The 25,143-nt window shown below is 53.0% G+C and carries 20 protein-coding genes; 14 read left to right on the top strand and 6 right to left on the bottom strand.

Features of this window, described 5'->3' with window-relative positions; genetic code table 11:
- Positions 1–104 precede the first annotated feature (104 nt).
- The 6 genes from mutL to larE all read right to left on the bottom strand — a co-directional run bounded on the left by mutL (position 105) and on the right by larE (position 11,228).
- Positions 105–2,069 (bottom strand): DNA mismatch repair endonuclease MutL, encoded by a 1,965-nt coding sequence (gene mutL / locus IPK01_14430; GenBank protein ID MBK7934635.1) that lies wholly within the window; start codon positions 2,067–2,069, stop codon positions 105–107.
- 1 nt (position 2,070) lies between these two features.
- Complete coding sequence (bshC, locus tag IPK01_14435) at positions 2,071–3,708, bottom strand: bacillithiol biosynthesis cysteine-adding enzyme BshC (GenBank protein MBK7934636.1); 1,638 nt, start codon at positions 3,706–3,708, stop codon at positions 2,071–2,073.
- A 160-nt stretch (positions 3,709–3,868) separates the two neighbouring features.
- Entirely contained in the window at positions 3,869–6,034 is a 2,166-nt protein-coding gene (locus IPK01_14440) for a hypothetical protein (protein MBK7934637.1), read from the bottom strand.
- A 278-nt stretch (positions 6,035–6,312) separates the two neighbouring features.
- The gene (locus IPK01_14445; protein ID MBK7934638.1) at positions 6,313–8,739 is read right to left on the bottom strand and encodes a hypothetical protein; all 2,427 of its coding nucleotides are present in this window, start codon (positions 8,737–8,739) and stop codon (positions 6,313–6,315) included.
- Between the two features lie 294 nt (positions 8,740–9,033).
- Positions 9,034–10,323, bottom strand: a complete 1,290-nt coding sequence (locus IPK01_14450; protein ID MBK7934639.1) for a Glu/Leu/Phe/Val dehydrogenase — start codon at positions 10,321–10,323, stop codon at positions 9,034–9,036.
- 41 nt (positions 10,324–10,364) lie between these two features.
- The gene (gene larE, locus IPK01_14455; protein ID MBK7934640.1) at positions 10,365–11,228 is read right to left on the bottom strand and encodes an ATP-dependent sacrificial sulfur transferase LarE; all 864 of its coding nucleotides are present in this window, start codon (positions 11,226–11,228) and stop codon (positions 10,365–10,367) included.
- Positions 11,229–11,377: 149 nt separating this feature from the next.
- Here larE and IPK01_14460 point away from each other — a divergent pair, with 149 nt between their 5' ends.
- The 14 genes from IPK01_14460 (at position 11,378) to IPK01_14525 (ending at position 25,072) form a co-directional block, all read left to right on the top strand.
- Positions 11,378–12,862, top strand: coding sequence for a tetratricopeptide repeat protein (locus tag IPK01_14460; GenBank protein MBK7934641.1), 1,485 nt, complete (start codon positions 11,378–11,380; stop codon positions 12,860–12,862).
- Positions 12,863–12,864: 2 nt separating this feature from the next.
- Complete coding sequence (locus IPK01_14465; GenBank protein ID MBK7934642.1) at positions 12,865–13,422, top strand: hypothetical protein; 558 nt, start codon at positions 12,865–12,867, stop codon at positions 13,420–13,422.
- 23 nt (positions 13,423–13,445) lie between these two features.
- Entirely contained in the window at positions 13,446–14,045 is a 600-nt protein-coding gene (locus tag IPK01_14470; GenBank protein MBK7934643.1) for a hypothetical protein, read from the top strand.
- A 157-nt stretch (positions 14,046–14,202) separates the two neighbouring features.
- Positions 14,203–15,306 carry a glycine cleavage system aminomethyltransferase GcvT gene (gene gcvT / locus IPK01_14475; protein ID MBK7934644.1) on the top strand — a complete coding sequence of 368 codons (1,104 nt, stop codon included), beginning with the start codon at positions 14,203–14,205 and terminating at the stop codon, positions 15,304–15,306.
- Positions 15,303–15,536, top strand: a complete 234-nt coding sequence (locus IPK01_14480; protein MBK7934645.1) for a hypothetical protein — start codon at positions 15,303–15,305, stop codon at positions 15,534–15,536. The genes gcvT and IPK01_14480 overlap by 4 nt, the downstream gene beginning before the upstream one ends.
- A gap of 27 nt (positions 15,537–15,563) precedes the next feature.
- The gene (gcvH, locus tag IPK01_14485; GenBank protein ID MBK7934646.1) at positions 15,564–15,953 is read left to right on the top strand and encodes a glycine cleavage system protein GcvH; all 390 of its coding nucleotides are present in this window, start codon (positions 15,564–15,566) and stop codon (positions 15,951–15,953) included.
- A 344-nt stretch (positions 15,954–16,297) separates the two neighbouring features.
- A complete protein-coding gene (locus tag IPK01_14490; protein MBK7934647.1) occupies positions 16,298–17,656 on the top strand; it encodes a hypothetical protein in 1,359 nt (452 codons plus the stop codon).
- 165 nt (positions 17,657–17,821) lie between these two features.
- A complete protein-coding gene (gene gcvPA, locus IPK01_14495) occupies positions 17,822–19,159 on the top strand; it encodes an aminomethyl-transferring glycine dehydrogenase subunit GcvPA (GenBank protein MBK7934648.1) in 1,338 nt (445 codons plus the stop codon).
- 120 nt (positions 19,160–19,279) lie between these two features.
- Positions 19,280–20,605, top strand: a complete 1,326-nt coding sequence (locus tag IPK01_14500) for an aminotransferase class V-fold PLP-dependent enzyme (protein ID MBK7934649.1) — start codon at positions 19,280–19,282, stop codon at positions 20,603–20,605.
- A 39-nt stretch (positions 20,606–20,644) separates the two neighbouring features.
- Entirely contained in the window at positions 20,645–22,162 is a 1,518-nt protein-coding gene (gene gcvPB / locus IPK01_14505; GenBank protein ID MBK7934650.1) for an aminomethyl-transferring glycine dehydrogenase subunit GcvPB, read from the top strand.
- A 4-nt stretch (positions 22,163–22,166) separates the two neighbouring features.
- Positions 22,167–22,676 (top strand): hypothetical protein, encoded by a 510-nt coding sequence (locus IPK01_14510; protein ID MBK7934651.1) that lies wholly within the window; start codon positions 22,167–22,169, stop codon positions 22,674–22,676.
- Positions 22,677–22,748: 72 nt separating this feature from the next.
- Complete coding sequence (locus IPK01_14515; protein ID MBK7934652.1) at positions 22,749–23,348, top strand: TVP38/TMEM64 family protein; 600 nt, start codon at positions 22,749–22,751, stop codon at positions 23,346–23,348.
- 89 nt (positions 23,349–23,437) lie between these two features.
- Complete coding sequence (locus tag IPK01_14520; GenBank protein MBK7934653.1) at positions 23,438–23,860, top strand: Rieske (2Fe-2S) protein; 423 nt, start codon at positions 23,438–23,440, stop codon at positions 23,858–23,860.
- A 135-nt stretch (positions 23,861–23,995) separates the two neighbouring features.
- Positions 23,996–25,072 (top strand): methyltransferase domain-containing protein, encoded by a 1,077-nt coding sequence (locus tag IPK01_14525; protein ID MBK7934654.1) that lies wholly within the window; start codon positions 23,996–23,998, stop codon positions 25,070–25,072.
- Positions 25,073–25,143: the final 71 nt, after the last annotated feature.

Consider the following 25,143-nt stretch of genomic DNA (forward strand, 5'->3'; position numbering starts at 1 on the left):
GTGCGGTAATCACCACAATCGTGGTCACCACTACCGCAAGATAAATTTTCTTCCAGAACCGGTCCGGCATTTCCGGGCTCGGCCCTTTTTTCTCATCCATCTGTTTATGTACGGTGAAAACCTCGCTCGATATCCTTCATCGAGAGCCTCAATATGACAGGCCGCCCGTGCGGACATGTTGTCGGCGACGTCGTTATCAACAACCGGTCGATCAGCCACTGCATCTTCTCCGGCGTCAGTTTCATATTTATCTTGACGGCCGCTTTGCAGGCCAGCGAAGCGGCGATGTCGTCGCGCAGCGTCGATTTTGGCGAGCCTTTTTTCTCGGCATCTATCGTGTCGAGTATTTCGGCAAACAGATTTCGAGCCTCCGACGCCGGCAGGTCGGTCGGAACGCTCTTGATCGCGACAGTCCTGCCTGAGAGCCTCATCAAACCAAAACCGAGTGACTCAAGGTCACCTTCGACAAGCTGGAACGCCTGCGACTGCGCCGGCGAGAGATCGAGCGTTTCGGGCAGCAGCAGATTTTGCGATTCGATCGGTCGATCGATCTCGCTCTTGCGAAACTTATCAAATAGGATTCGCTCGTGTGCGACGTGTTGATCGATCAGCAGCAATCCTTCGTCGTCGACAGCGATGATAAAACTGTCGTGAAGCTGCCCAAGCGGCTGTATCTTAGCAGCAAAGACCTGTTCGACCTCGACCTTCTTCACAAACTTTTCAGCCGAATTGACCGGCGGCAATACAGCGTAATCGAGCGGCCTGACGTCATTGAAAACCGACGAACGCTGTCTAGCCAGATCCTCGAATTCTCCAACAGCGATGGCGACCTCACGCTCTTGCGGGTGATCAAATATACTGACAGGCTCCGCATCGTCGATCTCTACACGCTCATGAGATCCCGATTCGGCCTTTATCCCGGTTTCGACATCCTCAACAGTTCTCTGAACTCCGGATGTACGATCATCGAACACGATCTCTGACTGTTCGATCTGATGGACCTCTTCACGCACCGGGACGGTAAAGCTCGAATACTCCTGCCGTTCAGGTCGTTCCGATCCGATATCGCCTGTCACGCCGGCCCGTGCCAGTGCTTCGCGGACAGCTTCTGCGATCACGTCTTTGACCGCTTCGCCGCGGCGAAATCGAACCTCGGTCTTAGCAGGATGGACATTGACGTCGATCTCATCGAGCGGAATATCGAGGAACAAGAACGCAACAGGATAAACACCGTGCGGCAAGACGCTGCGGAATCCTTCGAGCAGGCCGCCGGCTATGGTCTTGTCGCGGACAAAACGTTTGTTTACAAAGAAGTACTGGGCGTCCCGCGTCGTCCGGCGTTCGCGTGGGGCCGAGACATAACCGCTGACCCTTGCGACGTACTCACGTCCACCGGTGACCGGCAAAAGGCTGTCGAGGACTCCTGCACCGAAGACCTGGAACGCCCGCTCGCGAAGATCCTTCGCAGGCGAAACACGCAGCACTTCCCTTCCGTTATTCGTCAGCGTGAACGCGATCTCCGGATGTGCGAGAGCATAATGCGTGACGATACTGGTAAGGTGATAGTTCTCGGTCGCCTCGCTCCGCATAAATTTGCGTCTCGCGGGCGTGTTAAAAAACAAGTCGCGAACGGTGATCGTCGTTCCGGTATCGCGGGCTGCGTCCTTTACGTCGATCAGGCGGCCGCCTTCGATGATGACCTTTGTTGCTTCATTTTCGGCAAGTGATTTGGTGAGCAGTTCGACCTTGGCGACCGAGGCGATCGAGGCAAGGGCTTCACCGCGAAAACCGAGCGTGCCGATAGCGGCGAGGTCTTCGAGAGTGTGGATCTTTGATGTGGCATGGCGTTCGAAAGCAAGTATCGCATCATCGCGGACCATGCCTTCGCCGTCGTCACTGATGCGAATTACGCGGCGGCCGCCGAGTTCGATTTCAACCTGAATGCGCGTTGCTCCGGCGTCGATGGCATTTTCGACCATTTCCTTGACGACCGATGCCGGCCGCTCGACGACCTCGCCGGCAGCGATCTGATTTGCCAAATTATCGGGCAATACCCTTATTTTGTTCATCTTAGAGGTGTATCAACCGGTGGCCGCGGTCGTCGAGATCGATCGAATCGTATAGCCAATCCACAAAATTCGGCCCGTATTTGTTCAAATAGGTCACAATGTTAATGCTTCGCTCCTGCAAATGCCCGTTCGGATAAATGGAAGAGAATGCCGCCGCGATCCGGCCGTTTATCATCTCGCTCTTTCGCAGTTCCGCCCGGTAAGCCTTTTTGCGAAGGGCATCAATATGATAGATCATTTTCCGTCTGCGCTTTGCGAGGTTTGCGGCAAGCGTAACGTCCAACGCCGTCAAACTCTGATCGAGGCGGTCAAGTTCGGTATTCAACCGCTCTTCGACATCGGCAAACAATTTGGCAGTGTCCGGCGAAATGTGTTTTTCGATCAGCGACGGAAGGAGCGAATCGATACCGGCAAAAAGATCCGTAAAGTCGAGGTCGAGGTCGTTCAATATCCGTTCGTGCCGCGGTTCGATGACAGTGAACGACTGCCGATGCAAGACCGGCGTCACAGGACGTCCGAGCGTCTCATAAACAGCGCTGTTCTGTCCAAAATAGGCGATCTCGGCACCGCCGCCGAAATAGCAGATCGTCGGAAACAAATAGTCCTGCACCACCGGCCGAAGCATGACGCCGGGACTAAACCTTTCAGGCTCAGAAGCGGCGATCTCCAGCATCTCGGGAGTCGTGAATTCACGCTTGTCTGCTTTTGAACGGTAGTCGCCGTCACCGGTTCGACGGATCGCAGACCTAACCCCCTGGTCAGTCTGCCAAAATAACGGGAAATAATCGTCTCCGACCACGACCTGGGAGTGATAACCCAAGGAAACAAGTTCATTCGAACGAGCCGTCACGTTCTTATAAATTTCATCAGAACTAGCAATTGCTTCGACGCAGATCGAGGCCGAAAGGCGTTTCAGTCTGATATTCTGCGGATCAACAAAGACGAGGCCGAACGGACGAAAGATCTCAGCCATTTGAACAAGAAATGCTGCCCCGAATTTACGTCCCGGCTCCCATGCCGCGGACAACAATTGCTCAACATAACCGGAAAGATCGGTTCGCGGCAAACTGTCGGTCAGATCTCGGATCGCTTCGGTGATAGTTGCGTCCAGCAACGTTGAACCGACCGGCGAATCTTCGACACGATCGGACGCGTCATAATTGACCGTAGACACGCTGCCGTCACGCGCGACGACTGAGGTATTCGCTACCTCATCAAAATCATGATCCTCGGTCGCGGCCCAAAACAGCGAAACCGCCGAAACTCCCTCCGCCGACAATCGTTCCGCCAGCTTCACCGCCGACAATGCCTTGTAGATCGTGTATAGCGGCCCCGTGAACAGACCTGTCTGCTGGCCCGTTAGAACCGCGACGGTGCTTTCCTCGCGGAGGCGTTCGATATTGGCCATTGCGGCCGCCGAGGCTCCGCATGCCGTATTTATCTCAACGAGGGCATCGCAGACGGATGTCCGGTCGATCGTGTAATTGGCAAGCACGGTCGGAGCAAAGCCGGTTAGATCGGGAACGGACGAAACAGCGTTGGGATAAAATTTCCTGAGCGATGCGGGATCGGATTGATAATCAAGAAAGAGCCGTGATTGCTCCGGTATCGCCGAAAACGGAACGCTCGAAATTCGCATATCGTTTCTAGCCGTCGAGGTCCGAACGGCGCTCTCGTGATCCAATGAACTGGCTCCTTATAAATGAAATTATAGATATACCGCCGAAAAGTTCCAAGTTCAAAACAAAAAAGAGCGGCGCACTATCGCACCGCTCAATTTACTGAGAACATCACCAACGTTATTCGGGAATACCGGTATCGTTCGGCTTTGCGGCTGATGGTGTGGAGGCCGTCTCAGCTCTTCGCTCTATCTTATACACTCCGGAAGAGTGAGTTCCGGCAAACAGCCTGTTGGGGTCTTTCGGGTCAAACGCGAGCGACCACACCCTGCGGCTCGGTAATTTCCAGTCCTTACCGTCGATACGCTTCCATTTGTCGCCAGCATTGGTCGAAATAAAGATCCCGCCGTCAGTGTCGATCGAACTCGACACGATCACCTCGTCCGTATTGTCAGGATTGATCAGGATACTGGTGAAATTACCAAGCGGCAGGTCACCGCCACGGCGCTTCCACGTAGCACCTCCATCCTTACTGATATAAAACGTCTGCGAGGTCCCGACGTAAACATAGTCAGGCCGCTCGGGGTCAGATGCGATCGAGCTGATGGGAACGCCCTCGGCGGCTCCGCCGGCCTTTGCCCATGTCTTGCCATCGTCGCGTGAGACCAGAACACCCGACGTGGCCGTTCCGACCCAAATGGTGCCGGGACGAGTAGGCGAAGTGTGGATAGCAAATATATTCTCGTTGATACCGACACCCAGATTAAGCTTTTCCCAGCCTTTAGCAATGTCGTAGCTGCGATAAAGCCCCTTGTCAGTGCCGGCGAAGATCCCGTTTCGGCCGTCTTCTGTAAATTCGAGCACCTTGACCTTCTCGTTGATCGAACCGACGGTCTTGACAGCCGGGCCGATGGCGGCGGCTGTGACAACAGGCGTTTTCACGGCTGTTCCCTTTTTGACCGGCACTTTCTTCACCGGCTTCTTGGTCGTCACAGGAGCCTTGACGGTTGGCAAAGGCAGCCATGTAACTCCGCGATCGAGCGAGCGGTAGATGCCGAGATTGGTGCCGAGATACATCAAACTCGGATTCTTGCGGTCCTGGAGAATTGAGAACGGCGAAACTCGATTGACATCAAGGCTCCGCGAAGGCGTCCATGTGACGCCCGCGTCATTACTGACAAAGAAGAATCCGCCGCCGGTCGCGATGTTGCGAGTTGCGGCGTAGAGACGATTGGACTGCTGCTTGTCAGGAATGATCGAGTAAGTAAAGCGGCTGGTAAAATTGTCGTTTGTCGGAGTGAAGCTTCGCCCGCTGTCATTTGAGACCATTACCCCGTAATTGTTGGTCCCGATATAAACACGCGTCGGCATATCAGGATGAACTGCGATCGAATTGATCTCGAGATTTCGCTGCGTCGTCAACGCCCACGATTTGCCGCTGTTGACACTCATCCAAAAGCCCTCGGTCGTCGCCGCGTAATAAGTGCTCGGCACCGAAGGATGCTGCATGATGTCACGTGTGCGGCGCGACTGCGAAGGTATGCCCTGGATCTTTGACCATTTTTCGCCGGCGTTATATGACTCATATATGCCGCTGCAGGCAGAAGACAGAATGTGCTCGGGGTTACGCGGATTGACGGCGATCGCAAACACGTCAGAATCGTCGATCATCCCGTTCTTGATCAAACGCCAATTCTTGCCGCTGTCGGTCGTTTTATATGCACGCCACCAGGTGCCTGCATAGATCGTATTCGGCGACCTCGGATCGACCGCGATCGAATCGATATTTATCGGATTTGTCGGCGAAGCGATCCGCTCCCAGTCAGCTCCTGAATTCTTTGAGACCCATACGCCATGCGTAGTTCCGGCGAATAGCATACTCGGGTCTGAAGGCGATTGCGTCAGTGCGTGAATCGATTCATTCTTGAGCTCTTTCGCCTCTTTCCAGGTCAAACCGCCGTCCGTGGACCTGAAAAATCCGCCCGGTGCCTTGTGTCTGTGGCCCGACGCGTAGATCAATTTGGAATCGCGGGCGTCGACAAAAAGATTGTCGATGATCATCTCCGGTTCGTTGAGATTGACCAGCAGCCGCCAGGTCTTCCCTGCGTCCGACGAGGCATGGATCTGACCGTCGAGAGTGCTGATGTACAGCTTGTTCATATCCCGCGGATCGATCGCGACCGTACGAACGTCACCGCCATCGGGGCCAACAACCGACCACAGTTCGAATTTCGGCGGATCGGCTCCCGCCGAACCGTCAGGATCAACAGCGAAGATCAGCGAATTGAATATCGAAACTGCCAATAGTAACGAAAACACCACATTGAGCTTTTTGAAATTGAACATATTACTTTTTGTTGGTCAGAACTATCGGCGGGATGCCCCGCACCGGAGAGGTAAACCAGCCATCAATGAGATGACGTAAGACAGGCAATAGTTTGCACTTTTTAGAATGATCCCGGCGATTTATAGCGGAATCCGAAGCCATTCATTCATTCTACAAAAAACTTCGGAACTTTCAAAGCGATACGGTTCCGCAAAAAAAACGGCCGCCGGTTTGTGATGGAACCGGCGGCCGCTCAAATTATGTTCCCGTCTCTTTCGATCCGAGAAGCTGCTGCCAATTACGGCATCGGATTATCAGCACCCGACGGGACGAGGTAGAACTTGGTGTTCACACCGCCATCCGATATCGAGTCGACAAAGGTCACGCGGCTTACGTCATACTTACGGAAGTTGATCGCCTTCATGATCTGAGCTCTACGCTTCTTGATCTCAGCGGCCGTACCGTAGTTGATGATGTAACCCTGTGCGTTAGGATCGTTGTTCAACCTGATGTAGAAGTTGTCTACACGAGCTTTGACTTCGTCATCGACCTGTTTCTGGAACTCGTCAACGAGTTCGGCTTCCGGCTTAGTTGCAACAGGAGCGGATTCCGAATCGGACGTGACACAGTTGCAATTCGGATCGAGTCCGCCGATGTTGACAGTTGCCGTCACAGTGCGGCCGGCAAGTCCGGTCGTATCGACTGTGATAGCACTGGTTCCCTGTCCGGACGAGATCGTTCCTTCCGAAACGGTCCAGTTGTAGGTAACATCTGCTCCGCCGCTTACGTTTGCAGTAAACGACATCGGGCTGCCAGGATTGGTAACGCCGCTCGGGCCGTCAACCGACAAGGTCGGGCAGTCACAGATCTTGACGCAGTCATCACATGCCTTGATCGTAACCGTACGAGTGTCGGTCTTACCACAAACGCCGCAGCCGTCATTGACAGCAGTGGTGATCGTGTAGGTTCCCGGCTGAGCACCGCTCAGATCCCAATCAACGTTTGCACCCGATCCAACAATGCGTCCACCCGAAACTGTGTAGTTATAGGTGAGAACGTCATTCTCCGGATCGCTAGCCGATGTCGCAACACCGATCGTACGGTTGTCGTTGCAAGCACCCGAGCGTGAACGGAATCCCGGAGGACATCCGATGGTGATCGTCGAGTTCGAAAGTGTAACCGAATTTACGTTAGCAACTTGGTTAACAACAGCTTCAGCACGCTTGTTGCGTCGGCCGATCCAACCCTGGAAAATGAATCCGTGCGGGTCAGACGAAACCTGGAATCCTTGAGGAACGCCGCGGAAAGACGATGTAACCGTCTGCGGGCAACCAACCGTTTGACCGGCTCGGCAAGGAATTGCAACCGTGTTCGTATAGGTTACGTCATTGTTAAACGATCCGCGATCCTGCTGGTTGACGTGGTAGCGGTATGCCGCACCAAAACCTGCATAACGGGTGACGTGGATCTTGGCACCAAAAATGGCGTCCATCGGATTATTTTCAAACGCATTCGGAGTTCTGCCGCCAACATAGCTGAGCGAGCGGAATTCGACGATCGGTTGGAAATACTTATTAACAGGGAAATCCACACCGATCGAACCGGTAAGCTCGTTGCCGCGGTCAAGCAATGTAAATGTTCCGCCGGCCATATCGCCCTTCACATCGGATGCATACATGAATCCGACGTTAGCCGAAAGGTTCGCCCATTTCGCGAGACGAGCTCCGCCGAACATGGTAACGCCAATGTCACCAATGTTTCCGCCGGGGCTGGCTCCACGCTGGAGCTGGTTGAAACCTGCAGCGTCCGAAGCGTTATCCGCATACCATCTATAGTATGCAACGACACCGGCACTGATCGGGTTGTTCACGTTGGTCCAACGCCATTTGCCGCCGACCGTGAACGCGTTAAAAGCTGATTCGCCATATCCGCGATTGATGAACGGAGCGTCAGGATTGTATGACGCGGCGAGTGTGAATGAGGTAGGTGCCTGTCCGGCCGGTGCTCCAGCCTGGTTGAGCAGCGGGGTCGTCGCAAGAACCAATCCCGGCAGAATACCGCCGTAGACCGATCCGATGCCCGGGAAATTCGAGGCGCCGTTACCGCCGGCCGTAACGCTCAAGAGAGCATTCGTTCCGGCAGGATATCCAAACTGCGGGCCTGAGAAGAATCCCGGAAGCAGTCCGTATGTGCCTGCACTGCCGCCGATGTAAGGATACGGTGTGAACGGCTGATTACCCGTAGGACGGAATACCGCACCTTGAATGAGTGGGTTGCCCGGTCCGCGGGGAGCCATAACGATCGCCGGAGGACTCGTGACGCCAAAGCCGGACACGAAGAGCTGCGAGTTCGGCAGATAGTTAGACGACAAGTTTCGACGAGCATTGACCTTTACGCCGCGCATCGCTTCGGTTTCGAAGAAAAGCTCGACATAATCGGTCACACCGATCTGAAAACTCAGCGGTAACGAGCTGAAATCTACATCACCCGGATCGCGGTCATAATTGCTAAAAGCGGCGCTGAAAGTATATTCACCTTTCCTAAGTGTTTCGCCGTCATAGACAGTAAAGAGGCCAGTCGGACCACCAACAGCACCACCGGTACCTACCGTTGGTGACGTGTTTCTAGGGTCGCTAGCAGGCCTAAGATTTTTTTGTGCCGTCGCCGTAAATACGAACGTAAGCATTAAGAGCGTAACAATATACGCCTTGTTTGCGAGTTTCATCACATTCCTCCGCAGAAAATAAAGAATCAAATTTCAATATGTAGCCATAAAGCGTGCCCTAAACAAATTAGAACAATGACTAGCTACCCGATTATTGCACACGTAAGATGACTTGCCAAACAGGCTCGCCATAAAACGCGGCACAGTTTCAAAAAAAACGTTCAATAAATTTAAGATACTGACGCGAGTTCAACCCGAATGCCTGCATATTACAACGCAACAACGGTACTCATCGTTTGACCTTATCCTAAAAAATCACGAAAATCAAGCGTTTTTAACAAATTACGAACTTTTTTACGCATAGATCCCGCGCATCCGAGTGTCGTATGCAACGCGATCGATGGCCATCATGTAAGCGGCCGTTCGTGTATCGACATCATGCTTCGTCGCATAATGGCATAATTCGTTAAAACTCGCGACCATTTTATCCTCGAGCCGAGAGTTGACTTCGGCTTCCGACCAAAAGTATCCCATGCGATCCTGTACCCATTCGAAATACGAGACAGTAACGCCTCCGGCGTTTGCCAAAATATCCGGAATGACAAAAATGCCTTTATCGTGAAGGATCTTGTCTGCTTTGGGCGTCGTCGGGCCATTTGCACCTTCTGCCAATATCTTACATTTGATCCGATCGGCATTTTCCGAGGTGATCTGGTTCTCCGTAGCACAAGGGGCCAAGACGTCACATTCGATCTCCAGGAGAGCCTTGTTATCGACCGCCTCTACGTCCGGATAGCCCTCCAGCGACTTATATTGGTTCAAATATTCGAGAACGTGCGGGATATTGAGTCCGTTCGGATTATAGATACCGCCGCCGACATCTGAAATTGCGACCACCTTATAACCCTGCTGCCACATCAATTCGGCACCGATGCCGCCAACGTTTCCGCTGCCCTGCACCACGACGGTCGTCTGTTCCGGCGTCAGGTTAAATCGTTTGATCGCTTCGTTAACACAGATCAACACGCCGCGTCCGGTCGCCTCACGCCGTCCGAGCGAACCGCCAAGTGCGACCGGCTTGCCGGTGACGACCGATGTCACGGTGTGACGGGCATGCATTGAATATGTATCCATGATCCACGCCATCGTTTGTTCGTTCGTGTTCATGTCGGGAGCCGGAACGTCCTTGTCCGGGCCGATGAAATCGATCAGCTCAGCCGTGTAGCGGCGTGTCATGCGTTCGAGTTCACCGAGCGACATTTGATGCGGATCGCAAATGATGCCGCCTTTTCCGCCGCCGAACGGCACGTTGACGACCGCGCATTTCCAGGTCATCCAAGCCGACAGAGCCTTTACTTCGTCCAACGATACGTCAGGAGCATAACGAATGCCGCCCTTTGCCGGCCCGCGGGCAAAGTTATGCTGAACGCGATAGCCCTCGAACACCTGAATATGTCCAGTGTCCATACGCACAGGAATATAAACCTTGATCTCGCGGCTCGGCACACGCATTACTCTGTAAAGATCTTCGTCCAGTCCCAATAATTTTGCCGCTCGGTCAAAACGCTCGCTCATTGCTTCGAACGGGTTCTTTTCGTCGCTGCCCTTAAATCGCCGCATTTCGTCGGCCATCGGATTTGCCATTTTATTTAATTCTCCAAATAGATAATTTGATTATAGATGATTTAATTATTGCCCACTATGTTAATTGCCTCGTTCATTGAACCTGAACGAAACCCTTTCGGATCAAGCTCTACATTATTAAAGCCGATCTTCATTAAGTTTTCTGTGATACTCGACACAATCGCCGGCTCGAGAGCACGGCTGAGTTCGGCCGGGCCGACCTCAACTCTTGCATGTTCGCCATCAACGCGAACCCGAAATTCCTTAAATCCGATCGCTCTAATGAAATCCTCACCGCGCTCGACCATCGACAAACGTTCGATCGTCACCGGTACGCCGTAAGCAATTCGCGAAGACAGACACGGACTCGCCGGTTTGTCCCACGCCCGGACCCCGCGGAGCCGGCTGAATTCGCGAATCTCGTCCTTTTCGAACCCAAGATCGGCGAGTGGGCTCTTTACACTGTTCTCAGCCGCGGCGACGCGGCCGGGCCTATGATCTTTCATGTCGTCGGAGTTCGTTCCGTCCAACACGAAACCGATACCGCGTGACGCCGCTAGAGCCTCGAGCTTCGAATACAATTCAGATTTGCAGAAATAGCACCGGTTCGCGGGATTCGCCCGATATTTTTCGTCGTTGAGTTCGTCCGTCTCGATGGTCTCAAAATTGAAACCGAACTCGCCGGCGATCGATGCCGCCTCTTCTCGCTGAAACTGCGATACGCTTGGTGACAAGCCAAGCACACACAACGCTTTTTCGCCCAATTCCTGCGTCGCAATAAGCGCCAAATATGTGCTGTCAACACCGCCGGAAAACGCGACCAACACCGAGCCCATATCACGCATCATAGACCGAAGGGAATCTTCCTTTTCCGGGAATTGAGTGGATGCGGTGATGTCGGCTTTATTTGACGTTGGTGCGTTCATTGTAGGACGGGAACCGTTTGACGGCGAACCAAAATCTTATATCACTATAAATAGTGAACGCAAATCTTTGACTTAGAAAATGAACGTGCACAAATCGCTGAAAACATAGCAATTTGAATGCCCGGATGATAAACTTACAATTTCTGCAAATGACAAGAGATCGCATTTTGATCAATCCGGCTGTGGCCATACGACATGTATTCGCCGCCTCTTTGTTGTGCACAGTTCTTTTCGGATCCGCAGTACTTTGTACATTTGCTCAGGATGGTGAAGACGAACCTAAGAACGCCGTTAATATATTCAATCAGGGTCAAGAGATCCACGAAAAAGGCGATCTTATCGCGGCGATCAAACTCTATGATGAAGCGATAGCTTTGGTCGAGGATTTTCCCGAAGCAGAATACCAGAAGGGCATTGCTTATCTGGCACTGAACAAGATCGACGAAGCCGAGTCATCATTTCGCAAGGCAACGGAGAAACGGCCTGAATGGTCGCTGGCACTTGCGATGCTCGGCGACGTGAAAGTAAGGAAACATATCGCGGCCACCGAATCGGGAGACATCGCCGAAGCAAAACGGCTCGCTGCCGATGCCTCTGCAACCTTGACCAAAGCGATCGAACTCGACGCAAACAACTTCCCTGCTTACGCCGCACTTGTTGATCTGCAGCTGCATTCGGCGGCTCCATCGAAATCCCTCGGCGAGACACTCACAAAATTGAGGATCCTGACGGATGGCAAGATGAAGGTCCCGGCTTCGATATGGTCCGCTCGTGCCGGACTTGAAAATGCCGTGGGCGAAAAGGCCCTTGCCAGATCTTCGCTGAAGAATGCGCTCGCAGTCGATCCGAAAAATATCAACGCCATCAAATTCGCAGCCGAGCTCGCCCTCAACGATCACGACACCGAACAGGCTGAGTCATATACCGAAACGCTTACCAAACTCGCTCCGGATCGGACATCGACAATTGTCCTACAAGCCCGTGTCGCTGCCGCCCAGGGCAAGACCGACGTCGCTCTTAAGCTCCTCGACCTGATAAAGGTAAAGTCGGCCGAGGCGGAATCGCTTCGTGCAGGCATCTCGGCTGCGGCGTCAACGGACACTGCAAAACTCGAAGCTCTCGTCGCCAAGGAACCGAAAAACGCATCATATCTCGGCCGTTTATGCGTTCTCAATCGGCTCGAAGCTCCCGACAAAGCCCTCGACTATTGCCGCCGTGCATCTGAGGCGGAGCCAACCAATATTGACCATGCGATCGGTTACGGTGCCGCCTTGGTTCAGGCAAAACGCTTCGATCAAGCCGCTGCATTGCTCAAGCGGATCTCCGAGATCGCTCCGGAAAACGCCACGGTCCATGCAAATCTCGCCGCCGCACTTTATCAACTCAAGCGTTACGCCGAGGCAAAGGCAGAATACAGATGGATAGCCGCGAAGATGCCCGAAAGCGCCATCGCGCATTATTTGCTTGCGGTCTCGCACGATCAACTGGCAGAATATCTGGACGCAATGGCAAACTATCAACAGTTCCTGCGTCTCGCGGATCCGCTCAAGAATCAACTTGAGATAGAAAAAGTTAACTTGCGAGTCCCCTCGCTGCAAAAACAGATAAAGGAAATGAAAGTAAAGAAGAACTGAAAGTGAAAAACGGAAAACTCAAAATTAAGACCCTTGGTTCAGCATTGATATCTGCTCACCGTTTCGCTCTGTACGCCTCTGTTTTACTTTCGATTTTCCACTTTTCGTTTTCCACCGTGTCGGCTCAGCCCGAAACTGTTCCGCCGCCGTCAAAGATCATTGCAAAGGAAGAAAAAGCTAAGCTCGAATCGGTTACCGACGAAAAGGACCGCACGATCCTCGCTCTTGCCTTCATGGATGCACATTTGAAGCAGGCCGAGAAGTTATTCCAGACTCAGGATTATTACAATCTTTATGTCGAACTGGGAGCATTCCATTATCTGATGGACAATACTCTCGACTATTTACTTCGCCGCAATAACGGCAGCAGCAGGATGCGCAATAATCTGAAACGCTACGAGATCGGGCTTCGCGGCTTTGCACCGCGGCTCGAACTGATCCGCCGCGAGGTTCCGCCGAAATACGAGCCCTACATTTTCAAACTGCTCAAGAATTTGCGCGACGCCCGGACCAGTGCGATCGAGCCGCAATTCGGCGACACCGTCATAAATACCAATTAGTGAAAAGTGAAAGAATAAAGATCATGATAAAGATAAGCATGCGCGATGTGTTGATGGTGGCCGGTTTGTTGCTTTTCACGTTTCACATTTCACAGTTGACGGCGAATGCACAGCGGCGTGATTTTCTGACCGACGCCGAGATCGAACTCGTTCGCGACGCGCAAGAGATCGATCGTCGGATCGAGGTTCTGGTCCATGCCGCCGATCGGCGGTTTGACTTGCTAAAGATCGACGTTTCAAAGCCGGCGGGCAAGAAAGAATCTGAAACCTGGGGCGATCTGCCGAAAGGCGAGCGGATCGACCTGCTCTTCGACATCAAACGCCTGCTCCAAAAGGCCATCGACGACATCGACAACATCTCCGAACGCCCGGATTCAGCCATTCTGCCTGATCCCGAGATCAAAAAACCCAAAACGCTCGCCGATATCTTTCCGGTCGCTGTCCGCAACCTCGCCGCCGCGGCGTCGCGCTATAAGCCCGCACTCCAAAAAGAACTCGACTCCACCACCGACCAAATGCAGAAGGGCGTCATCCTCGATTCCATCGATTCCTGCAACGCCATCCTCGAGTCCGTCACCAAACTCCCGGCCGAGGTCGATAAGAAAAAGAAGAAGAATAACTGATCTGACAACACTGATCGAACCGATCGATATCGGCGGCCGCGGTTTCCTTTCAACGGTTAATTTTGCTCACTCTCCTAATAACTTGGTCACCTTTTCTCCGCCTGTACTTGCCCGGATAATACCTCTAATTTACACTCGTTAGTATGTCTGATACAGAATTGAAAAAACTCCGCTGAACGCCGTGCATCGTGCGTTGGGTGGGAAGATGGTGGATTTTGGCGGTTGGGATATGCCGGTGCAGTACGGCGCAGGCGTCATCGAGGAACATATGCGCTGCCGCACCGCGAGCGCTCTGTTCGACGTGTCGCACATGGGCGAGATCTGGGTCGAGGGGCCCGACGCCATTGCCTTTGTCAATCGCCTTACGACGAACGACGTCACGAAACTGGTCGACGGCCAGGCACATTACTCGGCTTTGACAAATACCAACGGCGGCGTCGTCGACGACCTGCTCGTCTACCGTTTTAGCCATGACCGTCTGCTGCTCGTCGTAAATGCCGGCACGACCGAAAAGGACTGGGCCTGGATCAAATCGCACCATTCCGAACACGACGACCTCGGCCTGCGAAACGCGTCGCATGACTATTGCCAGATCGCGGTCCAGGGCCCTGACGCCACGGGCATTCTGCAGAAACTGACCGAGACCGACCTCGGAGCGATAAAATATTATCACTTTACGACCGGCCAGGTTGACGGTGTTGATTCGATCATCTCGCGGACCGGTTACACCGGTGAAGACGGTTTTGAGGTCTATGCCTCCCCCGAACACGCCGAACAGCTCTGGGACAAACTGCTCGAGACGGGTAAGTATGAGAGCGACGGCGGCATACTGCCCTGCGGCCTCGCCGCACGCAATACGCTTCGGCTCGAAGCAGCGATGTCGCTCTACGGCCACGAACTCGGCGATGACATCACCCCGCTCGAAGCCGGCCTCGGCTGGATCACTAAGCTCGGCAAAGGCGAATTCACCGGCTCGCACCAGATCGCCGCCCAAAAAGAAGCCGGCGTGAAGCGCAAGATCGCCGGTTTCGAAATGACCGAGCCCGGCATCGGCCGCGACGGTATGGACATCTACGTTGGCGACGAAAAGGTCGGAGTAGTGACGAGCGGTTCACCTGCTCCGTTCCTGAAAAAGAACATTGGACTCGCGTTTTTGCCACCGGAGTTTGCAAATATCGGACAAGAAATTAAAATTGATGTCAGAGGCAGACACGTAGGAGCAAAAGTAGTACCGACGCCCTTTTACAAGCGGGCAAAATGAGCGTTTCGCAGTACATTTGCGGCAAATGCGGCGGGAATATGATCAAGGGCTTTGCCGCAGATAAAAGCGAGCATTATTATATGAAGCTAACTTGGGTTGACGGCGAACCCGAACACGCTTCTCTGCTCGGCATCAAAGGCGACAACGTCAAAGTCCACGACCGCGTGCGGCGAGATGTGCGGGGCCTGAGATGCGAAAAATGCGGCTACCTTGAGCTTTACGCAGTCTGATCAAAAACTAAATTTTATCTAAATACTATGTCAAACATTCCAGAGAACTTACGTTACAGCAAAGATCACGAATACGTCCTCGTCGAAGGCGATATTGCGACGATCGGTATTACGGATTACGCCCAGCATTCGCTCGGCGATGTTGTTTATATTGATATGCCGCGAGTCGGCGATCATTTTGGCACGCATGAGGCGTTCGGCTCGGTCGAATCGGTCAAGGCTGTTTCCGAGATCTTTACGCCGCTTGCCGGAACTGTCACCGAGGTGAACGAAGGCCTCAATGACACTCCCGAAGCCGTCAATAATGACGCCTATGGTGCCGGCTGGATGGTCAAAATAAAAATGGACAATCCGCTTGAAGCCGATAAGATGCTCTCTGCTGTCGAATACGAAGAGTATCTCGAAGCGAGTGCATGATTGCAGGTAGAAAACGGAGAGCTTACAAACGAACGATCGCACGATCGTCGTAAAAATTATCAGAGGTCATGGCGCGGTTGCCTTGGCCTTTTTTCTTTTTGTCGCCGCTGACACAGTTGGATCATGTCGCTAGCATATTAAGATGATCAGGGAGATCACGTATATTTTTGGTCAGTCTGGACCATCTGTGGATGATTCAAACGTGGCAAAGCCATCCGCCAAATAGAACACAATGGTACAAGCAACGGCAATGACGCAGGTCACAATCACATCCGCCAGTTTAAGCGATAATAAAAATAGTCAGAAACAAACTATATAGCGATTTAATATGGAGAAACACTACAATGAAACTACTAACAGCAATAGTGGCACCCACATTGATTATTGGCTTTGCCGCGGCTGCGGTATGCGGACAAAACTACAAGATCAAGCAATCGACCTCGATCAGCGGACAGAATTTCTCGTCAACCGTTTATGTTAAAGGATCGCGAAAACGCACGGAAAGCAGTGGGATGATGGGAATGGCCGGCATGACCGACATTGAACAATGCGACCTTAAGCGCACAATAAAAGTCAGCGACAGTAAAAAGCTCTACTTTGTGGAACCATTCCAGACCGATCTCGGGTCTTCGTCTCCGTCGTCTGCGACGCCCTCACCATCTGGTGTAGCGACAAAGGGCGGAACCATTACGATTACCAATTCGATCACGGACACCGGCGAACGCAAACAAATGTTCGGCCTGACGGCCCGAAGGATCAAGTCGGTCATGACGATGCAATCCTCGCCGGATGCGTGCAATAAAAGCGACATGCAGATCGAGATCGACGGGTGGTATGTCGATCTGCCCCAATTCTCATGTCCGGTTTCTGCACCGAGAAATCCGTACGCCGGCAGCGATGGAAACCGCGGCTGCACCGACCGCATGGTCATTAAAAACACAGGCACGGGCAAACTTGGATTTCCTCTCTCGCTCACACAAAAGATGAAGATGGGCTCGGCCGACGATGAAGATATGCCGGCGATGACTCAAACCATCGAGACAGTCGAGTTTTCAAAAGCCCCGCTGGACGACGCAATGTTCGATATTCCCGTCGGATACATGGCGGCAAGATCGGCCAACGATCTGTACGAAATGCCTGGTTCGGCTGCGATGTCCGCCGACGGTTTCGGCAACGACAACGGCCGGCCAAACAACAACGGAACTCTCGGGTCGCTCGAGACCAGACCAGGGGGCTGGTCAAAGATCCCGGGAGAGGACTCGACGGCCAGCAGCGCGAAAAAGCCTGGAATGATCCGCGTCGGCGTCATTGAGATAAGAAACTCCGGGGATGCAGTTGTCTCCGTCTCCAATTTGCAGGCATTCCTCGCTAAGCGCCTGACTTCAGGTAAGATCGAAGGTGTCGTATACGGTTCCGAAGCCGAGGCTCGGGCCGCTGGATGCGATTATGTATTGTCAAGTAACTTTACAAAGCTCAAACAGTCGACAGCCGGCAAGGTCGGTAGTATTTTCGGAAAGATAACCAACACCGGCAGTTCCGGCAACTTTGAAGCACAGCTGGAATTTCAACTGCAACCACTTACTTCCGGCCAAAGGGGCTTTTCAAACAAGATCATTCAAAAGAATCATCCGGACGCTAGCACGGCAGCCGAGGCAGCTCTATCTGACGAAGCTAACTCGGTATTAAACTCCTTGAAGCTGTGACAGCAAACTCCAAAATGGCGGGCATGCGGCTCGCCGCCTTCATACTTTGTCAGCCCCGACGACGAAGCGTTTAAGTGAATAGCTGAGGTCCTCTGCTGCCAATTATTGTGAGAATTTGCCCGCAAAGAATTGTCTGTTATCATTTTACCTTGAACACCTTTTAACATGAGATACATACCAAATTCACCCGAAGAACGAGACGAAATGCTCGCAGTTGTTGGCCTCAAGACCGCTGACGAACTATTTCGCTCGATACCTGCAGACGTCCAGCTGAACCGCGACCTGAAGATCACGGAACCTCTTGCCGAGAACGAAGTGATCGCCGCGATGGAAGGTATGGCAGCAAAGAACACGGCGACGACAAAGCCTTCGTTTCTCGGTGCAGGTGTATATTCACACTTTTCGCCGACGATCGTCGATCATTTGATCCAGCGAAGCGAATTTTTTACCAGCTACACGCCGTATCAGCCTGAGATCTCGCAGGGCACACTGCAGTACATTTTCGAGTTTCAAACGCTTGTTTGCCAACTCACCGGAATGGAGGTCGCGAATGCGTCGATGTACGACGGCTCGACCGCGATGGCCGAAGCGTATCTGATGGCTCAGCGGGTCACTCGCCGCGAAAAGATCGTCGTCGCAAAAAGCGTCCATCCCGAATACCGAGAGGTAGCAACGACCTATGATCAGCATGGTGACAGCGAGATCGTCGAGATCGGGTTTGACGAGACCACCGGCCGCGTCACCGGACTCGAGGCTCTTGACGACAAGACCGCCGCACTAGTCGTGCAGTCGCCTAATTTCTTCGGCTGTATCGAAGATCTGCAAACGCTCGCCGATGCCGCACATGCGGTTGGGGCTCTGTTCGTCGTCGTCGTTACCGAAGCGATCTCGTTCGGCCTGCTCAAACCACCGGGCGAATGCGGTGCCGATATCGTCGTTGGCGAAGGCCAGTCTTGGGGCGTTCCGATGGGATTTGGAGGGCCGCATGTCGGGTTGTTTGCGACCCAAGAGAAATACGTTCGAAACATGCCCGGCCGCCTGTGCGGTGTCGCCTACGACAAGAACGGCAACCGAGGTTTCGTGCTGACGCTCTCAACCCGCGAACAGCACATCCGCCGCGAAAAGGCGACCTCGAACATTTGCACCAACCAAGGCCTGATAGCCCTCGCCGCCACCATTTACATGGAAACAATGGGCAAAAGGGGCCTGCAAGAGGTAGCTATGCAAAACGCCCAAAAGGCCGCATACGCTAAGAATCAGATCGCCGCCATCGACGGCTACGAGATGGCGTTTTCAACGCCTGTCTTCAACGAATTTGTTGTCCGCTCGACGAAACCCGCCGCCGAGGTTTTATCAAAGGTCCGAACCGGGAACGGCATCGTCGGCGGGTTGGCACTGTCGAAATATTACTCGGACCGGCCGAATGAGTTTTTGGTTTGCGTGACCGAAACAAATACGAAGACGCAGATCGATGATTTGGTCGCCGGACTCGCGGCGGTCTAGTCAATGATCTTCGGTGCAACAGAAATACTCTTATGTATCGTGCCGATATTTTTGATTATTTTGTTATCGGGATCTGGTTAGTTGTAAACAATCGGAAGACGAAGAAATAGGAGGAATAGAATGACAGTTCGCAGCTTTGTAAACGACATCGACCGCCGAAGTTTTCTTTCCAACGCCGGTAAAGGCCTCGGGCTAATGGCTCTTTCTTCGTCGGTGGTAGGGTCGTTGTTTTCGAGTGTTCAGGCGGCGGGAAAGCGTATCGAGCATCTTTCTCCGGTCGAGGCGGCTCTGGACGAAGACTACTGGGCTACGATCCAACAGGCATTTTCGGTCACGCGCGGAATTGTCAATCTAAACAACGGCGGCGTTTCGCCCAGCCCGCGAATGGTGACCGAGGCGTTTGTTCGTTACACATGGCAGCAGGAAGACGCGACCGCCTATACGATGTGGCAATTGCTCGAGCCGCAGTCGGAAACGGTGCGAACGGGACTCGCTGAGGTGTTCGGCTGCTCTGCCGAAGAGATCGCGATCACGCGAAATGCGAGCGAATCGCTCGAGATCTTGCTGATGGGCATGGACTTCAAGGCCGGTGACGAGATACTCACGACAACGCAAGATTATCCACGAATGATCACAACGCTCAAACAGCGTGAGCTGCGTGAAGGTTTGAAACTGAATCTGATCAAAATCCCTCTCGCTCCGCAAAATGTTGATGACATAGCTGCATCATTTGAACGAGCGGTGACACCAAAGACCAAGTTGATACTAGTATCGCATCAAATAAATCTTACTGGACAGATATTGCCTGTCCGCAGGATCTGCGAGATGGCGAGATCGAGGGGTATCGAGACGATCGTTGACGGTGCCCACGCGTTTGCCCAGTTCGATTTCAAACGCGACCATCTGCAATGCGACTATTACGGCACGTCTCTCCACAAATGGATATACGCTCCCAAGGGCACGGGAATGCTCTATGTCAAGAAAGACAAGATCGCGAAAGTTTGGGCACTGATGGCGTCTGAGGACAAGAACAAGAACGATATTCGCAAGTTCGAGGAGATCGGCACCCACTCAGCCGCAATGCGGCTCGCGATCGGCGAAGCCATTTTGTTTCACAATGCAATCGGCGGCAAACGCAAAGAAGAACGGCTTCGATATCTTTCGCGTTACTGGATGAACAAACTCAAGGACGTGCCAAAGGTAGGATTTAACACGTCGTTCGACCCGAAACAGTCGTGTGCGATCGCCAATTTCAAGATCGACGGTATTGAGCCCGGAGCGATCGGTTCTTACTTGATGTCGAAACACAAGATCTTTACAACACCGATCGTTCACGAAGAATTTATCGGCATTCGCATCACACCGAATGTCTACACGACACTATGGGAACTCGACCGTTTTTGTAACATCGTCGAGGACATAGCGAGAAAAGGATTGCCGAAATAGTCGGAACGCATGCCTTCCGGCGTGCCACTGTAGGTTTATATGAGCATCAAAAAAGTTACACAACACCCAACTCAAAACGAAGGTTTGATATTTGAGCGGTCGCAGACCGGACGCGTCGGCTATCGACTGCCGAAACTCGACGTGCCGGAATCGGCAAATATCTTACCGGCGGAACTTCGCCGTACAGACGATCTCGACGGTGTGCCTGAGGTCAGCGAAGTCGATGTCGTCCGACATTTCACTCGAATTTCGACATGGAATTACTCGATCGATCTCGGCATGTATCCCTTGGGGTCGTGCACGATGAAATATAACTCGCGGCTCAACGAAAAGGTCGCCCGTATCAACGGTTTTGCCGGCCTGCATCCGCTGGCCCCTGAGGAAGAGACGCAAGGTGCCCTTGAGTTGATCTATCGTTTGCAGGAAGATCTCTGCGAGATAACGGGCCTTGCGGGCATATCGCTCCAGCCGGCCGCGGGTGCTCAAGGCGAGATGACAGGCGTGATGTTGATCCGTGCCTTTCTTGACCAACGCTACGGCGAAGGATCAAAGGATCGCCGCGTGATGCTCATCCCGGACTCAGCTCACGGAACAAATCCGGCGTCTGCCGCGTTGTCGGGATTTACCGTAAAGACCATCCGCTCGACCGCCGAGGGATTGACCGATATGGATCACCTTCGAGAGCTCTGCAACGAAGGTGGCGTCGCCGGACTAATGCTTACTAACCCAAATACGGTCGGCATTTTTGAACGGAACATCCGAGAGATCTGCGACACCATCCACGCCGCAGGAGGCCTCGTGTATATGGACGGCGCCAATATGAATGCGCTCGTCGGCATTGCCCGCCCCGGCGACATGGGCGTCGATGTCATCCACCTAAATCTGCACAAGACATTTTCGACACCGCACGGCGGCGGCGGCCCGGGCTGCGGACCGTGCCTGTGTACGGCAGATCTTAAACCATTCCTGCCGACACCACGCATCGAAAAAGACGGCGACCGGTATCATTTGAACTACGATCATCCGAATTCGATCGGCCGCGTCAAGGCCTTTTACGGCAACTTCGGCATGATGGTGCGGGCACTGGCCTATATCTATACCCACGGCTTTGACGGCCTTAAAGAGGCTACCGAGACCGCGGTCCTCAACGCCCGTTATGTTTCGCACAAACTGCGTGATACTTACGACGCTCCGTTCGAGTCAGACTGTATGCACGAGGCGATCTTTTCGCATAAGAACCAGGCGAAAAAGGGCGTCGTGACGCTCGATATAGCCAAACGTCTGATCGACTACGGTTTCCATCCAATGACGGTTTACTTCCCGCTAGTTGTCGAGGGTGCGATGCTCATCGAACCGACCGAGAGCGTCGGCCGTGCCGATCTCGACGCATTTATCGAGGCGATGATCGACATCGACGCCGAAGCCGGCGAAAATCCGCAGCTCGTCATCGACGCACCGCACTCGACAAGGATCGGCCGCCTCGACGAAGCATCCGCCGCCCGCAAGCCTGTGCTGCGGTGGCGCGATAATTTGGATTCGGCAGCAAAGGCAGCTTAAAATTATGAAGATCACCCTTGTTTTAATACTCGCGGTTGCGGCCGGCGTTTCCGCGTGCTCATTTTCGTTTAATAGCGGCGGCAATTCCGCTCCGGCGAACACGAACACGAATACTGCAAAACCGACGATCACGCCTTCGTCTGCGACGCCGACGCCTGAGGTCAAGGCCTCGCCCGTCGTGGTCGCCCCGAAAACCGAAAGCGGGACTAAACGGATCAGCTTTGATGCCGGCGAATCGTCAGCCACTGTTTCGGGCGGTGTGATCCGCGGTGAGCGTTCGGTCTACGTGATTGGTGCCAAAAGCGGACAGTTGATGTCGGTCGAGATAACTTCGCTCGAGGATAATGCCGTGTTCCAGATCAAAACTCCCGGCGGCAAATTCCTTTCATATGCCGGCGACGGGGATGACGCTACTGATTGGAATGGACAATTGCCCGAAAGCGGCGATTACAAGATAATCGTCGGCGGAACCCGCGGCAATGCAAGTTATAAACTGACAGTTTCGATCGACTAACGATCGAAAAACTATCGATACTTATCAAAGCCGTGACGATCGATCACGGCTTTTTTTGGTTTGAGAGTGAAATTGGAAAAGAAAACAGCAGCGGCAAAGTTAAGTTCGGCGGTCAGATATATTTGCCTGGCTATTTGGCTAGGTGCGATGATCGCCGGTGTCGGGTCATATCTTCTTTACCCGCATTGGTTTACAGCGGATAATATTGCTGAATTCCTGAGGCGGTTTGAGGGCGAGATCTGGCTTATTTATCTGGCGATGTCGGCTCTTCGCGGATTTTCGCTTTTGCCGAGCACTCCGCTCGTGATCGCGGGCACGCTGCTTTTCCCCGACCAACCGTTGGCTGTGCTTGCAGTTTCGATCGGCGGAATTCTGCTCTCTTCGACGATGATCTATTACTTTTCAGAATTTCTTGGCTTCCACGAGTATTTTGAGGATCACAATCCGGAACTGACGCACAAATTGAAAGCCAAGCTCGAACACCCGCTCGGCTTTCTGTTCGTGGCATCGTGGGCGTTCTTCCCTTTCGTCCCGACCGATCTTGTCTGTTATCTTGCCGGAACGACCAAAATGAACTACTGGAAGTTCATCACAGCAATATTCGCCGGGGAATTGATCCTCTGTTCATGTTATGTGTTTTTCGGCTCGTCGCTGCTGAAATTTGTGCGATAGTCGATAAAATTATCCTATCCTCAAACCTTAACGTCATTACTTGCATCAAATACGCGGAGGAAAACCTGGTAAAAAATTGCACTGATAGTTTGGAATGCGGCAACCGACGTGAGTTTTTGGTAAAGTCCGCACTCGCAGCCACCGGCATTGTGCTTTCGTTGTCTGGTACCGGATCGGCATTTGGAATACCTTTCGAGGACATTACTGTTCCGATCGATGACAAAAGTCGGCTCAATAAGATCGGCGGCTCTGTTGTCGTTGATTCGACTGCCGGAAAGTTGATCATACTGCGCACGGGCGAAGCCGCGTTTGCCGCATTCTCAGCAAAGTGTACCCACAAGGGCGGAATTGTCGAATTTGACCAGGCGAGTAAACAGTTCGTCTGTCCAAAACACGGGTCCAGATTCAATTCGACGACCGGCTCGGTCACCGAAGGCCCGGCCGAATCGCCGATCGCGTCATTTGCGGCAGCCGGAACATCCGCGTCCGTTACCGTCACCGTCGGTAGTTAGTCACTCAAGAGTAGAATAATATGTCCGCGCCGGTCACAGAAAATTGTGATTGCGCGGATCTTCTTTTTGGGTATATAATCCCGCGCATCGGCACAATTCTGTTTCCCTCTCACGGTTTTCCATTTGGAGGAATATATGACACATACGGCGCGGTCACTCGATATCAACGAGGACAAAATGCATGCATTTTTAGGCAAGGTCGTTGGCGATTTTGGCGCCAGCCTTAGTACGGTTTTAGGATATATCGGCCAGAAACTCGGGCTTTATGAGGCACTTGCTGACTCGGACGGAATGACGCCTGCCGAACTCGCGGAAAAGACAGGCACTACTGAACGCTATGTTCGCGAATGGCTGGTAAATCAGGCCGCCGGCGAATATGTCTACTATGATCCGGCGACCGGCAAGTTTTCGATGCTGCCGGAACAGGCGGTTGCCCTGACAGACGAGGACAGTCCGTTCTATGTCGGTGGCGGCTTTTACGTTATCAAAGCGATGGCGAATGCACAGCCGAGGATCGAGGATGCATTTGTGAACGGGGGAGGAATGTTATGGCGCGAACATGACTCCGACCTCTTTGTCGGTACTGAAAAGTTTTTTCGTCCCGGCTACACCGCTCATCTTGTGAATGAATGGATACCTGCGATGACGGGCATAAAGGAAAAACTCGAGGCCGGAGCCAAGGTCGCCGATGTCGGCTGCGGCCACGGGGCCTCGACCATAATTATGGCAAAGGCATTCCCGAATTCGCAGTTTTACGGCTATGACAATCACGAGGCCTCGATCGCAACAGCTAAGAAGAAAGCGGAGGCCGCCGGGTTGAGCGACCGCGTGCATTTTTCGGTGGCTTCGGCGAGTGATTTTCCGAGTAACGGTTACGATCTCATTTGTTTTTTCGATTGCCTTCACGACATGGGCGACCCGCACGGAGCAGCAAAACATGCATGTGAAACGCTCGCACCGCGCGGCAGCTGCATGATCGTCGAACCAATGGCCGGAAATACCGTCGAGGAAAATTTCAACATCATCGGCCGTACATTTTCCGGAGCATCAACGCTTTGCTGCACGGCTAACTCTCTCGCCCTCGGCGGCCCGGCACTCGGTGCCGTCGCACCTGAAGATGCATTGAAAGAAGTGGTGATGTCAGGCGGCTTTGCAGAGTTTCGCCGGGCGTCAGAAACTCCATTTAATCGTATTTATGAAGCAAGGTTGTGATACTTGTCACTGATTTGTACATTGTTTCACATGAAAATGGACGCAGGTGTTTGAGAACTTTCGCTTTTAGG

This window comes from Acidobacteriota bacterium (assembly GCA_016713675.1).
Taxonomy (GTDB): Bacteria; Acidobacteriota; Blastocatellia; order Pyrinomonadales; family Pyrinomonadaceae; genus OLB17.